Genomic DNA, 14,183 nt, shown 5'->3' on the forward strand with positions numbered 1-14,183 from the left:
GTCCTCATGAAGCCGGTCGCCTCGCGATATGCTCGCTGGCGCCGCGCTCGATCAATCGAAGTGCCTGCTCTGCGGGCACGGGCGGACTGAACAGATAGCCCTGCCCCTCGTCATAGCCTTCCTCGCGCACCGCGGCCAGCTGGCTCGCGGTCTCGATACCCTCGGCGGTGGTGACGAGCCTGAACGCCGCGCCGAGGCTGGCCACCGCATGCAGGATCGCACGCGCCTCGTCGTTGCCGCGCACGTCGGTGACGAAGCAGCGATCGAGCTTGATCTTGTCGAAGGCAAAACTGCGCAAATAGCCCAGCGACGAATAGCCGGTGCCGAAGTCGTCCATCGCGATGCGCAGGCCGATGTCGCGCAGCGCCTGCAGGGTCGACCGGTTCGACTGGCTCTCCTGCAGCAGCACCGATTCGGTGATCTCCAGCTGCAGGCGCGCGGGCGACAGCCCCGCCTCCTGCAGCGCGTGCCGCACGGTGTCGACCAGCGCGGGATCGCGGAACTGCAGCGGCGACAGGTTGACGGCCACCGCCACGGCCGCGGGCCACGCCGCGGCCTGCCGGCTCGCCTCGCGCAAGACCCATGCGCCGATCGGCACGATCAGGCCGGTTTCCTCGGCCATCGGTACGAATTCCGCGGGCGGGATCATGCCGCGCTCGGGATGCTGCCAGCGCAGCAGCGCCTCGAAGCAGCGGATCTCGCCCGAGCGCAGGTCATAGACCGGTTGATAGTGCAGCAGCAACTGTCCCTCGGCCAGCGCCTGGTGCAGGTCGCGCTTGATCGCCACGCGGGCGCGCAGCTGCGCATCCATGTCGGCGTGGAAGGCGAGCACGGCCCCGGTCCCCTCGCGCTTGGCGTAATCGAGCGCGATATCGGCGGCACGCAGCAGGTCGTCGGGCTGATCGCCGTGTTCCGGCGCGACCGCGATGCCGACACTCGCGCCAATCGTGACGGTATGTCCGTCGACGGTGAACGGCTCGGACAGGCAGGCCTGGAGGCGGCGCGCCAGCCCCGCCGCCTGCTCGCCCTCGGCCACCGGTGTCTGCACCACGACGAATTCGTCGCTGCCCAGCCGCGCGATGGTATCGGCCTCGCTCAGGCAGGTGCGCAGCCGCTCGGCAACCTGACGCAGCACGGCATCGCCGACCGCATGGCCGAAGGTATCCTTGACGCCCTTGAAGCCGCTCAGATCGACGCAGTGCAAGGCGATGCGGCGGCGCTCCCGCCGCAGCAGTTGTTCGAGATGCTCGCGCAGCGCGACGCGGTTCGGCGTGCCTGTCAGCGCGTCGTGGCGGCTCAGATAGGCCAGCCGCTGCTGCGCGGCCAGGCGCTCCTGTTCGGCGCGGCGGCGCTCGGTGATGTTGCGGAAGAAGATCGACAGCCCGTCGGTCGTCGGATAGGCGTGCACCTCGAGCCAGATCGCCAGCGGCGGCAGATATTCCTCGAAGGCCACCGGCACCTGTTCGTCCAGCGCGCGCCGGTAGTGCCGCGCAAATACGCCGTCGGCTTCCTCGGGGAACATGTCCCACAGGCTGCGGCCGATCGCCGGTCCGCGCTCCTGCAACGCGCGCGCGGCGTTGCCGTTGAAGTAGGTCAGGCGCCAGTCGCGGTCGATCACGATCACGCTGTCCATGGTGCTCTCCAGCACCGTGGACAGCCGTTGCGCCAGCTGCTGCGCCTCGCGTTGCGCGCGGTCCGCCGCCTCCCGCGCCTGGCGCGCCTCGGTGGCATCGAGCGAGATGGCCAGCAGGCGCGCCGGCCGGCCTTGCTCGCCGGGGATGGACGCGGTCACCGTATCGAGCCACTGGACGGCGCCGCTGCGGGTATGGCGGCGAATCGTGAAGCTGCCGATGCCGCCCGCGCGCGCGGCGTCCAGCGCTTGGCCGGCGTCGGCGCGGCAGGCTGGCGGCAGCAGATCGATCCAGCGCTCGCCGAGCACCGGTTCGTCCTCGTCGATCTCGAGCAGGCGATAGGCGGTCGCATTCGCGTACAGCACGCGTCCATCCAGGTCGAGCACGCGGATGCAGTTGGGACTGTTCTCCAGGATGCTGCGGCTGAATCGTTCGCTCTCGCGCAGCGCTGCCTCGACCCGCATGCGGTCGTCGATGTCCTCCAGCGTGCCGTACCACCGCATCACGCGGCCCTCGCCGTCCCGGCGCGGGGCGGCACGCGAACGGAACCAGCGGTATTCGCCGGTGCGCATCCGCAAGCGAAAGGTCTTGTCGAACGGCGCACCGCTGTCGACGCTGGTGCGCCAGCGCCGCAGCGTTTCTTCGAGATCGTGCGGGTGGACCTGCTCGGCCCAGCCGGTGCCCTTGCCCTGCTCCACCGATCTGCCGGTCAGCTCCTCCCACCGCGGCCCCGCTTCCGACACCAGACCTTGTGCGTCGGCGGTCCACGGCACCTGGGGATTCAGTTCGACCGAATGGCGGTAGTGCTCCTCGCTTTCGCGCAGCGCGCTCTGGGCGCGGCGGATATTGGTGATATCGACGATCGAGGCGATCACGACCGGCAGCGGGGCCCCGTCGGGCCCAGTCAGCATGACGCGGCGCTTGCGGGTGGACAGCACGCGCGTGCTGCCGTCGGCGGCGGTCAGGCTTTCCTCGACCTCGCGCTCCTCGCCGGTGTCGAACACCTCGTCGTCGACCGCCCAGTAGCCGTCGGCCTGTTCCCTCGGCAGGAAGTCGTGGTCGGTGCAGCCCAGCAGCGTGTCGCGGCTGTGGCCCATCAGCTCGCACATCTGGTCGTTCAGCAGCAGCCAGCGATGGGCGCGATCCTTGACCAGCACCGGATGGGGCAGGCCGTTCAGCAGGGCCTCGAGGGCGGCGGCGCCGCGATCGCCGCGAAACAGCGCGAAGGGGTGCGCGCCATCGTCCGATGGCGCTTGATGCCGGCCTGGCGCGACGCGAGCAGTCATGAGTCGTGAGGGTGTCGGCATGGCGAACGAGGGCGCGTCGTCGAATGACGGTGCCGGATGCCATGGCTATTGGGCGGCACTGTAGCGCACCTGCGCTGCCCCCTGCTATCCACCGCAGTCCGACACTCGGGTAGCGTCGACGTTGAGACGGCCGCGATGGGACGGACAGCGGCTGTCATGCGCTCGGCGGCTGGAGCCAGCAAACCCTATGCAACTGGTTGCATACCGATGCGCGCACTGCTACTCTCATTGCAACCCGTTGCATATCGCCGCACGGCCGGGCGCCGAGCCGCATTCCCGACAGAAGAGGAGAGCCAGATGGAAATCGACGACCAACCCTTGTCCGACGCCGCGCGCCGCACCCTGGCGACCTGGCATCAGTTGCTGGAGCGCAATGCGATGGAGGAACTGGATCCGCTGCTGTCGGACCGGATCGTGTTTCGCTCGCCGGTCGCGCATACGCCCTACCCCGGCCGGGACGCGATCAAGCTGGTGCTCAAGACCGTCAATACGGTGTTCCAGAACTTCCGCTATCACCGCACCTTCGCCAGCAGCGATGGCAGCAGCGTGGTGCTCGAATTCAGCGCCGAGGTCGACGGCAAGGCGCTCAAGGGCATCGACATGCTGCGCTTCGACGAGGAAGGCCGGATCGAGGAGTTCGAGGTGATGGTGCGCCCGCTGAGCGGGCTGCAGGCGCTGGGCGCCGCGATGGGCGAGCGCCTGGGCGCTGCCCGCGCAACGCTGACGGGCAAGGCGCCGCGGGATTGACCCGGCGGCGCCTGGCCTCGGTAACCGACCGATGCCGGCCGGTGCCGCCGGTACCGGCCGCTCAGTCGGCGAAGGCGCCGGCCTTGCGCAGCATCGGCTGCCACTTGTCGCTTTCGGCCTTGAGCCAGGACTTCAGCCCGTCCGGCGTCTGCTTGGCCGGCGGCACGATCTCCGCGCCCAGTTCGTCCAGGCGCTTGACCACCGCCGGGTCCTTCAGCGCCGCCTGCAGCGCGGCGGTCAGGCGCGCCACCACCGGCGCCGGCGTGCCCTTGGGCGCGTACACGCCGTGCCACACCTTCATCTCGAAGCCCTTGAGCCCGCCTTCCTGCAAGGTCGGCGCATTGGGCAACGCGCGAATCCGCTGCGGCGTGGTGACCCCGTACAGCTTGACCTTGTTGGCGGCGATCTGCGGCAGCGTGGCGGTGGTCTGGTCGCACAGCACATCGACCTGACCGCCCAGCAGCGCGGTCATTGCCGGCGCCGTGCCCTGGAACGGAATCACGTTCAGCTTGACGTTGGTGGCCTGCTCGAACAGCAGCCCGCACAACTGCGAGACCGCGCCGAGGCCGGCGTTGGCCAGATTGATCCTGGCCTCGTTCTGCTGCACGTAGCGGACCAGTTCGGCGGTGTTGTTGGGCGGCAGGTCCTTCTTGCCCAGCAGCGTCATCGGCACGTCGGCGACCTGGCCGATGTACTCGAAGTCCTTCAGCGGGTCGTACGACAGCTTGCGGTACAGCGCCGGCGCGGTGGCCATGCCGTTGTGGTGGATCAGCAGCGTGTAGCCGTCGGGCTCGGCGCGCGCCACATAGGCCGGCGCAATGGTCCCGCCCGCGCCGGTGCGGTTCTCGACCACGACGCTTTGGCCCAGGTGTCTGGACATGGCCTGGCCCAGGCTGCGCGCGACCACGTCGGTCGGACCGCCGGCCGAGAACGGCACCACCAGCGCGATCGGTTTATGCGGGAAGGCGTCGGCCGCCTGCGCCCCGGCAGCGGCGAGCAGGCCGAGCGCCGCGACAGCCAGATGCAGGGAAGCCAACGGTCGATGGGAACGGGTGGACGCAATACGAACAGCCATGGCGATGTCTCCGGATGTAATGCCCTGCGTGCCCAGGGCTCGAAATCGCCGTAGTGTCGGCCAACCGACCGCTTCGGCGCCATCTGCCATTGCTTAAGCCATCGTACGCGTCAGCGGAAGCCGGGTTTATGCGGATCGTTGGTATGCCCGGCCACGGTGGTTCGTTGCGGCGGCTCGTTCGGAGACCGTCCCTCGGACAAATCAGCCCGGCGGCGCGCCCTGCCCGTCCGCCGCGGCCATCTGCTCGAGATGCGCCACCAGCATGCGCGCGGCCGGCGACAGGCTCTGCTCGTCGCGGAAGCAGATGGCGAAGCGCCGGTGCGCCCAGCCATCGGCCAGCGGCACCACGCGGACGTCCAGCGTGGCGGCGACCGGTTCGACGACCTCGCGCGGCACGATCGCCAGACCCAGCCCGGCGCGCACGCAGCGCAGCGACGCATCGAACGTCGACACCACCGCCCGATAGGTCACCGGCCGCCCCACGATCGCAGCGTGCCGGGCCAGCATGGTGTGCACCGCCGTCTGCGCGGGCAGGCCGATATGATCGAAGTCCAGCGTATCGGCGAACGTGCATTCCTTTGCCTGTGCAAGCGGATGGGAAGCATGTACCACCGCGGCCAGATGGTCGGCGCGATAGGGCCGCGTCGCCAGCCCTTCCAGATCGGCGGCATCCCAGCAGATGCCCAGCGGCGCCGATCCCTCCCGCACCGCGCGCACCACTTCCCGGCTCACGGCTTCCTCGACCGAGACGCGGATGTCGCGATGCTCCGGCTGCTGCAGGAAGCCGGCAATGTCGTCGGGCAGCGACTCCGCCATCGACGAGACCGTGGCCAGCAGCCGGACCTGCCCCTTGATGCCGGAGCCATAGTCCGCCATATCGCGCGCGACCCGATCGGCCGCGGCCAGCATCGCCCGCGCATGCTCGAGCAGAATCTCTCCGGCAGGAGTCGGAATCACGCCGCGCCGCCGCCGTTCCAGCAACTGCGCGCCGACCGTATCCTCCAGTTGCGCCAGCCGCTTGCTGATCGCCGACGCGACGATATGCTGCTGCTCCCCGGCCCGCGCCATGTTCCGCGTCTCGCAGACCGCGACAAACAGGCGCAGGCTGGTCAAATCCAGGTCCCGCATCGTGGGCTTGCTCCTTGGCACCGCTAACGGCTCGTCAGGGGGCAAATCATAGCGCGCCGTTTCTCGGCTGGAGGCAATTCCCACGCCGCGCCCTAATGTCCCTTACGACAGCACCAAAGGCGCCAGCCCGTGCTTCTCCCGTGCACGATTGCATGCGTCGGTGCCCGCGCTGAACTCGCGGCATGGGGAAGCGCGTTGCGGGTAGATCGTGCAGGACACGGCGCTGCCGACTTCGCCGCTGAGGGCGACGCAGCGCGGGCGGCGCGTGTCGGTGCCGCGCATGGCGACCAGATGGGGGGTGATGGGCACCGTCAAGGCATGGGGGACGGTGCCGGCGGGATGGGCGTCGGACTCGGCCCAGTAGAACGACACACGGAAATGGGCGCAGCAGGCGCCACAGCTCAGGCATGGTTCGGACATCGGCGTTCAGCGATTCGGCAAAACGGCAAAACGGCAAAACGGCAAAACGGCGGCAAATATAGCAGCGCGGCCGGCATCGCGGCTCCCTCTCCCGCTGGCGGGAGAGGGATGGGGAGAGGGCCGGACGGTACAAGCCCTGGCGCCGCTCGCCCCCGCACGCGCCTCACCACGTGTATTTCACCCCCACCCGCACCACGTACTGGTGGTAGCTCTGCTCGCCCCACGTGCCCGCCAGATTGGCCCAGCCGGTCCAGCGCTTGTCGAGCTGCGCATTGACGCCGAGCTTGGCCTCGTAGCGGTTCTCGGGATAGAGATCGCCGACGGTCACCCGGTCGAAGGTCATGCGGCGATCGGTGTCGGCGTGCCACCAGTTCAGCGTCAGATAGGGCTGGATCCGGCGCGTGTCGCCGTGGACGAAGGTGCGATGCAGCCGCACGCCGAGGCGCGTGATCGGGCCATCCGAATCGCCGCCCGCGATCCGGGTGCCGTTGGCCTCGGCGATGTCGTCCTGCCGATAGTCCACGTAGATCAGCTGCGCCTGCGGCTCGATCACCCAGTCGGCGCGCAGCGGAATGGCATAGCCGAGCTCGCCCGATACCGCGAGTCCATGCGCGTCGTACTTCACGGCCGGCAGCCCCGCCCCCTCGACACGCTGGTCGAACCAGCCGTACTGGAACCAGGTATCGACATAAGCCCCGAGCTTGTTGTCATCGTTCTGGTACCAGGTGCCATAGACCCCGGCGCTGAAGCCGTCCACCTTGCCGCGCGCGCGTGCCGGATTGCCTGCCGCCTGCGCATCGGTGGTTGCCGCCAGATAGCTGCCCATCACGCCGAGGTGCACGCGGTCGGCTGCGCCGAACAGCGACCACTTCGCCAGTTCGGCGCCGCCCTGCAGCAGAAAGGTATCGGTATCGACCTGGAAGTTGCCGTCGCGGCTATGGCTGCCCTCCCACTTGCCGAGCATGCGCAGCCAGCCTGAACGCGGCTGCTGGCTGGCCGGCGCGAAGCCCTGCGCCTCGACGAATTGCGGCTCGCCAAGACGGTCGTGCAAGCTGTGCACGAACATCTCGCCGGCGGCTCGCCGATTGGCCAGGTAAGCCGCCGCTTCGGGCCGGAACAGCGGCTGCGGCGGCTGCGGCGGTCCGGGCGGCGTCGGTTGCCGCTCCGAGCGCAGATACCACGACTGCGGCGACGACGGATCGACGCTGCCGCGGAACAGGCGATACTCGTAGGCGCCGGCGACCACGCGTCCGTCCAGCGCGAAGGCGTCGGTCGTGGTGGTGGCGCCGCTGGCCGCCTCGACCACCTGGATACCGTTCGCGCTGGTCAGGGCGCCCGCGCCGCCGGCATTGACGATGCGAAGCCGCGATTGCCCGCCGGCACTGCCCTGCACGACCAGCTTGTCCGACGGGGAATCGTCGCCATCCAGCCGCGTGTTCAGCGCGATCAGGCCGCCGACGCCGGTGTATTGCTGCACCGTCAGCGTCTTGAAGGTGCCCCCGACGGGCGGGGCGAACACGACCTGGCTGGCATCCACCGTCAGGCGCGTCAGGTTGGAATTGCCGGTCATGTTCCAGTGCGTGCCCTGCCGCAACGTCACGTCCGACACGCTGCCCGGCTCGGTCAGCGCCGCACCGGTGATCCGGCTGTTGCTCGCAGCAATGGTGCCGAAGCCGGGCTCCGTGCCGGTGCTGACGATCGCGGTAGCGGTCGCCATCGCGAGATCGCGCTCGGTCGCCACCGGGTTCGATGGCGCTTCGTTTTCGCCCTGCGGGCCCGAAGGCTGGAGGACACGGCGCGCCGCCGCGGAGAAGGCATCGTTCGGGCCGACCCGCAGCCACAGCGTGCCGCCGGTGACGGTGGCATCGGCCAGACCCACGGTCGCGGTGCCGCCCGCCACGGCGATCGCCGGCCCGGACACGCTCGACAGGCGGCTGCCACCGGTGAAGACGGCGCGCGAATGCGTTCCCGCCAGCCCGGTCAGAAACAGCGCCGAAGCATCGGCGCCAGTTGCCTCGGCATTGACGCCGGTTCCGGTCAACGTGGCGCCCTGGTACACCGCGAAGGCATGGGCACCGCCGCCTTCGGTGCCGACCGTCGTGCCGTCGATCGATGCGGTCGATCCGGCATCGATGGCGCTGACGCCGTGGCTGCCATCGCCGGCGGTACGCACGCTGCCGCGCGCCATCGCCAAGGCACCGGCGCCAAACACCGCGGCGCCCGGCGCGTCGGCACCGGCAGTCGAGACGGCGACCTCGGTGGCGCTCAGCGTGGTGTCGGTGTCGCCGACGAACAGACCAGCCGCTCGCTCACCGGCGGTCGTCACCGCACCACGCAATAGCGCGATGCCGCCACTCGCCCGTGCATCAGCGCCGTAGCCGTTGGCGCCGCGGGTAGCCACCGTGCTGTCCGTCGCGGCAAGGCGCCCGGTGAAGGCCGCGAACCAGCCGGCGGCATCGTCGCCGGCGATATCGACTGCCACTCGCCGTGCGTCGATACGCGCCCCGCCACTGGTTGCCAATGCGCCGTGCGCGTTGTTGCCGGCGGTCGCCACGCTGGTATCGGCCAAGGCGATGCGCGATCCCGGCCCCGCCATCCCCGAGGCCCGCACCGCGCTGCTGGCCGGCCCCTCGGTGACGATCGATCCGCCGTTCACCGTGATCCCGGCGCCGGACTGCGCGTTGATGCCGAAGCTGCGATTGGCCCCGGCCTGCCGCGCTGCGACCGCAACGTCGGTCAGCGTCAGCGCACCGCCGCCGACGGCCATCGCGCCTGTCCCGTCACCGGTGGTGGTGATCGAACCGCCGGTCAGCGCCGCGGTGCTGCCGGTGCCCTGAACGAACACGCCATGCGCGCGCAGATCGCCCGCCGCTGCGCCGGCGGTGGCGATCGTGGCACCGGACAACGCAACGCGGCCGCCGCTGAACACGCCGACGCCATACTCGCCGTTCGCGCTGGTGCGGATCGTCAAACCGCCCGACGGGGAGGCGCCCGGTGCCGTCTCGACGACCGCGTTCTGTTCGACGCGCAGGGCCTGCCCCTGAGCGGTTCGCGTCGACAGTTGAATGGGCCCTTGCGAAGTATCGAAGACCACGCGGCTGCCGTTTCTGGCAACCAGCGCCCAGCCGGCACCGGGCGTGGCAGGCACGTCGATCGTGGTACCGCTGGCCACGATCGCGTCCTGCGCGTCGAGCATGACCGAATTGGTGATGAGACCCGGACCGATCGGCGTCTGCGCCTGTGCGCCGATGGCGCTCAGTGCCGCCAGGCCGATGCAGTGCCTTGCCAGTGATTTGCCGCGCCGCGTGGACGACGGGCACGGGGGACGCACCCCCGCTTGCAGACAACAGGTTGTGCGCATGACAGTCTCCCCGGTATCGACCAACATGCCGGCGGACCGTCTATCGATCGATGCCGCAACCTTTCGTTGAAGGTATGCGTGGGGCCCGCCTGCATGGCGGTCTATTCTGCGACTGTCGGGCGCACAGGGTGAGCGGTTTTTTCCTGCGAACTTTTGATCTGCGGCGCTGCCGTCACCAACCGCGTCTCGCTGTCGACGCACGCCGGTCCGCACGCCGGTCCGCACGCCGGTCCGCATGCCGGTCCGCATGCCGCCGCAGCGAGACGCTCGACTTCAATCGAGGCTCAATTTCGCCTGCGCCGCGACCTTCTTCCACTTGGCGATCTCGGCGCGCCGGAACGCATCGAGCTCGGCCGGCGTCGAGCCGACGGTCTCGGCGCCGAAGCCGGCGAGCTGCTCGGCCACCACCGGATCCTTCAGCACCTGCGCCAGCGCGCGGGACACCTGCTCGACGATCGCCGGCGGCGTGCCGGCCGGCGCGAACACCGCGTTCCACTCATAGCTTTCGTAGCCCGGCACGCCCGCCTCCGCGATCGTCGGCAGTTCAGGCGCGGCCTTCGAACGCCTGGCGCCGCCGACGGCCACCGCACGCAGCTTGCCGTTCTTGATGTGCTGCCAGGCCGAACCCATGCTGGCGAACATCACCGGCACCTGGCCGGCCATCACGTCGACCATCGCCGGACCGCCGCCCTTGTAGGCGACATGTTCGAGCCGCGTGTTCGCCATCAGATTGAACAGTTCGCCCGCCAGATGCTGCGCCGAGCCGTTGCCGGCGGACGCGAAGTAGACCGGCTTGCCGGCATTGGCCTGACCCAGCTTGATCAGGTCGGCCACCGTCTTGACCGGATACGAGGGCGTGACCACCAGCGCATTGGGCACGCGCAGCAGCAGCGACACCGGCGCGAAATCCTTCAGCGTGTCGAACTGCATGCGGCTGTGCAGCGCCGGATTCTGTGCGTGGTTCGAGGCATCGAGCATCAGCGTGTAGCCGTCCGGCTTGGCGCGCGCCACATAGGCGCCGCCGATCATGCCGCCGGCGCCGCCGCGGTTGTCGATGACGACCGGCTGGCCGAGCAGCGTCGACAGCTTCGGCGCCAGCAGGCGCGCGACCACGTCGACGGTGCCGCCGGGCGGATAGGTGACGACCAGCGTCACGGGGCGCTCGGGGTAAGCCGCGGCGGCGGGCGCAGCTGCCCCGGCCATCAGCAGCGCCGAGGCAGCGAGCAGGCAGGCGCCGGCACGGCGCGACAGCGTGTGGAACAGGTCAGGCAGCATCATGCGAAGTCTCCTTGGAACTCGAATTGGAATAGGGTCAGCGCGGTATCGCCAAGCAACTGCCGGCGCTGGGCGGCATCGTCGATCCAGTCGTCGAGCCATTGCCGGGTCGCCCCGTAGGCCACGTGCGGATGTTGGGTATGGGGCCAGTCGCTGCCCCACAGCAGGCGCCGGGCAGTGAAGGCTTCCAGCAACTGTTGCGCCGCGCGCCGCCCCGCCTGCGCGCACTGCGCATCGGACCAGTTGCGATAGGCGCCGGACAGCTTGACCCAGACCCGGCCGCTGTCGGCCTGGCGCAGCAGATCGCGAAAGCCGGGGTCGGCCGCGCCGAGGGCCGGATCGGGCCGGCCGAAATGATCGACGACGATGCGGCAGCCGGCCGCCAGCAGTGTCGGCATGACTTCCTGCAGCCGCGCCGCGGGCAGATGCAGCTCGACGTGCCAGCCTCGCGCGTTGACCCGCTCGAGCAGACCGCGCCACGGCGCCGAGCCGAGCGCCGGCGCCGGCAGGCCGATCAGATTCAGCCGGATGCCGACCACGCCGGCGGCGGCCATCGCGTCCAGCTCCGCATCGCCGATCGCGGGGTCCACCACGGCCACGCCGCGCAGCCGCGCCGGCCGAGCCAGCAGCGCGGCCAGCAGATAGCGGTTGTCGGTGCCAAGAAAGCTCGGCTGGACCAGCACGCCGTGGCTCAACCCATGCGCGTCGAGTTGCGACAGGTAATCGCCGAGCAGCGCGTCGTGGTCCGGCCGGTAGCGCCGGTTCGCCGCCAGCGCCAGGCCGCGCTCGAACACGTGGGCGTGCGAATCGACGGCCGCTGTGATCAACGGTGGCGGCGCGGATGGCGAGGACTGGGACAAGGCACGACTCCGGACGGGAAATGGCTGGGCACCGAATGAAACGGAATAAAGCGGAAGTTGGGACGGATTCTAGGGAGCGCGGGTATAGTTTTCCATTATCCCGATGCTGTTTATTCATACCGTTTCGATATGGAAACTCGCCACCTGCGCTACTTCCTGGCCGTGATCGATCACGGCAGCGTCAGCCGTGCCGCCGACTGGCTGGGCATCGCACAGCCCGCGCTGAGCACCGCGCTGGCCCGCATGGAGAAGGATCTGGGCGTCCGGCTGTTCGAGCGCTCGCGCCGCGGCGCGCAGCCGACCGCGGCGGCGCTGGCGATCCTCGACGATGTGCGCACCAGCGTCGAACGCATCGACGCGGCGGCCCGGCGAGCGCAGGAGATCGGCCGCGGCAGCGCCGGGCAGTTGACCATCGGCCTGGTGTCCTCGGCGCTGTTCGATACGCTGCCGCGCGCGCTGCGCGAATTGCGCCGGCGCGCCCCGGGTGTCCGCGTGATCCTGCGCGAGATGAGCAATGCCGAGCAGGCCGAGGCGCTGCGCACCGGCGCCATCGATCTCGGCCTGATGCACACACCGGTGGCGGTCGGCGGCCGCATGCGCGAGCGCCCTCTGCTGCGCGATCGGCTGGTTGCCGCGATCCCCGATGAACTGGAGCCCGGCGCGGATGGCAAGGTCTCGCTGGCGCAGATCGCCGAGGCCGGCCTGGTGCTGTATCCGCAGGCGCAACTGCCGGCCTTCCATGCCGGCATCCTCGATGCGATGCGCAAGGCCGGCCACGAGGCCCACGTCGCCCAGGAGGCCAACCGGACGTTGACCGTGCTGGCCTGCGTCGCCGGCGGCTGCGGCGTGGCGTTGCTGCCCAGCTGGATCCGTTCGTTGAACTTCCGCGGCGTGCGCTTTTGCGAGGTACGCGACGGCGATGCGCTGCCGACCTTCGACCTGTCGGCGATCTGGCCGGCGCGCTCGGTGCCGACGCTGGCCGATCTGTTCGCGAGCCTGGAGATGGGGCCGGCGTAGGGTACGTACACGGCGGGATCGGCACGGCGGCGTGCCGACGGCGCCGTGGCATGGCGTTTGCATCGTCAGCCGTCACGATTGCCGATCCGCGAAGGAGCGACCATGCGCCCGTCCCGTCCTGTCACCATCGTCATCACCGGCGCCTCCAGCGGCATCGGCCGCGCCACCGCCGAAGCCTTTGCGCGCCCTGGCGTGCGCCTGGTGCTTGCGGCACGCGGCGAAGCGGCGCTGCGCGAGGCCGCCCATGTCTGCGCCGCGCATGGCGCCGATACGCTGACGGTGCCGACCGATGTCGGCGACGCCGAGGCCGTCGCCGCACTGGCCCGACTGGCCGCGGATACCGGCGACGGCCGCATCGATGTCTGGGTCAACAACGCCGGCGTGGGGGCGGTCGGGCTGCTGGAGCAGACGCCGGTGCATGCGCACGAGCGCGTCCTGCGCACCAATCTGATGGCCTACCTGTACGGCGCGCACGCGGTGCTGCCCTACTTCAAGCGCGAGGGGCACGGCACGCTGATCAATGTGCTGTCGATGAACGCGTGGTCGCCGTCGGCCTATGGCGTGTCCTACACCGCCAGCAAATACGGGCTGCGCGGCTTCAGCGAGGCGCTGCGCGCCGAGCTGCTGCCCTTCCCCGGCATCCACGTCTGCGACATCTTCCCCGCAGTGGCCGATACGCCGGCCTTCCGGCATTGCGCGAACTACACCGGCAAGACGATCCGGCCGCCCCGCCCGCTGGTCGATACGCGCACCATCGCGCGGGCCATCGTGCAGGCAGCCGCGCGACCGCATCGCCAGGCCACCACCATCGGCAGCGTGGCGTGGCTGTCGCGCCTCGGCAATCTCGTCGCGCCCGGCCTGACGCGGCGCTTTTCCCAGCAGCTGGCGCGGCGCTACCTGGACCGCGCCGACCCTGCGCCGCGCACCGACGGCAATCTGTTCGATCCGACCGAGGGTTATATGGCGGTGGACGGCGGCTGGCGAAACCGGGCGGAGGGCTCGCACGCCACCCAGGCGGGCCTGATCGGCGCCGGGCTGCTGGCCCTGGGTATCTGGGCGCTGTGGCGGCGCCAGTCCGGCTAGGACGGCCCGGCCGCCCTTTGCGTGCCGGTGCCGTCATGCTGCGCCGCCGCACGACCGCGCGTTTTGCTTCACAATAACGCCGAAACCGCCCGTCCCGGACCTGTCCGGGGCGCGCCAGCGGCGCCGCAGAGCCCTGCGTGCGGTTCACCACAAGATCCAATAAACACGCGTTCGCGCGATCTCCATTTCTTGCAGTCCTCTCCTCATGTCCGCCCCTGACGGTAGCCCATACGATCCGATCGACTCCTTTTCACACGACGCCCCCGCCCCCGCCCCTTC

The 14,183-nt window shown here is 69.9% G+C and carries 10 protein-coding genes; 3 read left to right on the top strand and 7 right to left on the bottom strand.

All coding sequences use genetic code 11. The features are described 5' to 3' along the window. Positions 1 to 4: 4 nt before the first annotated feature. A complete protein-coding gene (locus J5T34_RS19905; protein ID WP_208582239.1) occupies positions 5 to 2,917 on the bottom strand; it encodes an EAL domain-containing protein in 2,913 nt (970 codons plus the stop codon). 318 nt (positions 2,918 to 3,235) lie between these two features. Between J5T34_RS19905 and J5T34_RS19910 the strand changes: the two genes are divergently transcribed. Continuing rightward, positions 3,236 to 3,685 (top strand): nuclear transport factor 2 family protein, encoded by a 450-nt coding sequence (locus J5T34_RS19910; RefSeq protein ID WP_208582240.1) that lies wholly within the window; start codon positions 3,236 to 3,238, stop codon positions 3,683 to 3,685. Positions 3,686 to 3,746: 61 nt separating this feature from the next. Here the strand turns inward: J5T34_RS19910 and J5T34_RS19915 are convergent, their stop codons facing one another. From J5T34_RS19915 to J5T34_RS19940, 6 genes are all read right to left on the bottom strand, one after another. Beyond that, entirely contained in the window at positions 3,747 to 4,760 is a 1,014-nt protein-coding gene (locus tag J5T34_RS19915) for a tripartite tricarboxylate transporter substrate-binding protein (RefSeq protein WP_208582242.1), read from the bottom strand. Positions 4,761 to 4,961: 201 nt separating this feature from the next. Beyond that, on the bottom strand, positions 4,962 to 5,888 hold the full coding sequence (locus J5T34_RS19920) for a LysR family transcriptional regulator (protein WP_208582244.1): 927 nt from the start codon (positions 5,886 to 5,888) through the stop codon (positions 4,962 to 4,964). 102 nt (positions 5,889 to 5,990) lie between these two features. After that, on the bottom strand, positions 5,991 to 6,308 hold the full coding sequence (locus J5T34_RS19925; protein WP_208582246.1) for a YkgJ family cysteine cluster protein: 318 nt from the start codon (positions 6,306 to 6,308) through the stop codon (positions 5,991 to 5,993). Between the two features lie 163 nt (positions 6,309 to 6,471). Beyond that, positions 6,472 to 9,669: an autotransporter outer membrane beta-barrel domain-containing protein gene (locus J5T34_RS19930; protein WP_208582248.1), complete on the bottom strand. Its 3,198-nt coding sequence runs from the start codon at positions 9,667 to 9,669 to the stop codon at positions 6,472 to 6,474. Positions 9,670 to 9,942: 273 nt separating this feature from the next. Continuing rightward, positions 9,943 to 10,947 (bottom strand): tripartite tricarboxylate transporter substrate binding protein, encoded by a 1,005-nt coding sequence (locus J5T34_RS19935; protein ID WP_432207689.1) that lies wholly within the window; start codon positions 10,945 to 10,947, stop codon positions 9,943 to 9,945. Next, positions 10,944 to 11,804, bottom strand: coding sequence for an amidohydrolase family protein (locus J5T34_RS19940; protein WP_208582250.1), 861 nt, complete (start codon positions 11,802 to 11,804; stop codon positions 10,944 to 10,946). The genes J5T34_RS19935 and J5T34_RS19940 overlap by 4 nt, the downstream gene beginning before the upstream one ends. 129 nt (positions 11,805 to 11,933) lie before the next feature. On the opposite strand from J5T34_RS19940, the gene J5T34_RS19945 reads away from it, so the two are divergent. Together J5T34_RS19945 and J5T34_RS19950 are read left to right on the top strand one after the other, a co-directional pair. Further along, the gene (locus tag J5T34_RS19945) at positions 11,934 to 12,821 is read left to right on the top strand and encodes a LysR family transcriptional regulator (RefSeq protein WP_174109096.1); all 888 of its coding nucleotides are present in this window, start codon (positions 11,934 to 11,936) and stop codon (positions 12,819 to 12,821) included. Between the two features lie 102 nt (positions 12,822 to 12,923). Beyond that, the gene (locus J5T34_RS19950) at positions 12,924 to 13,904 is read left to right on the top strand and encodes an SDR family oxidoreductase (protein WP_208582252.1); all 981 of its coding nucleotides are present in this window, start codon (positions 12,924 to 12,926) and stop codon (positions 13,902 to 13,904) included. Positions 13,905 to 14,183: the final 279 nt, after the last annotated feature.

The sequence above is a fragment of the Cupriavidus gilardii genome (genome assembly GCF_017598945.1).
GTDB classification, from domain to species: domain Bacteria; phylum Pseudomonadota; class Gammaproteobacteria; order Burkholderiales; family Burkholderiaceae; genus Cupriavidus; species Cupriavidus gilardii_E.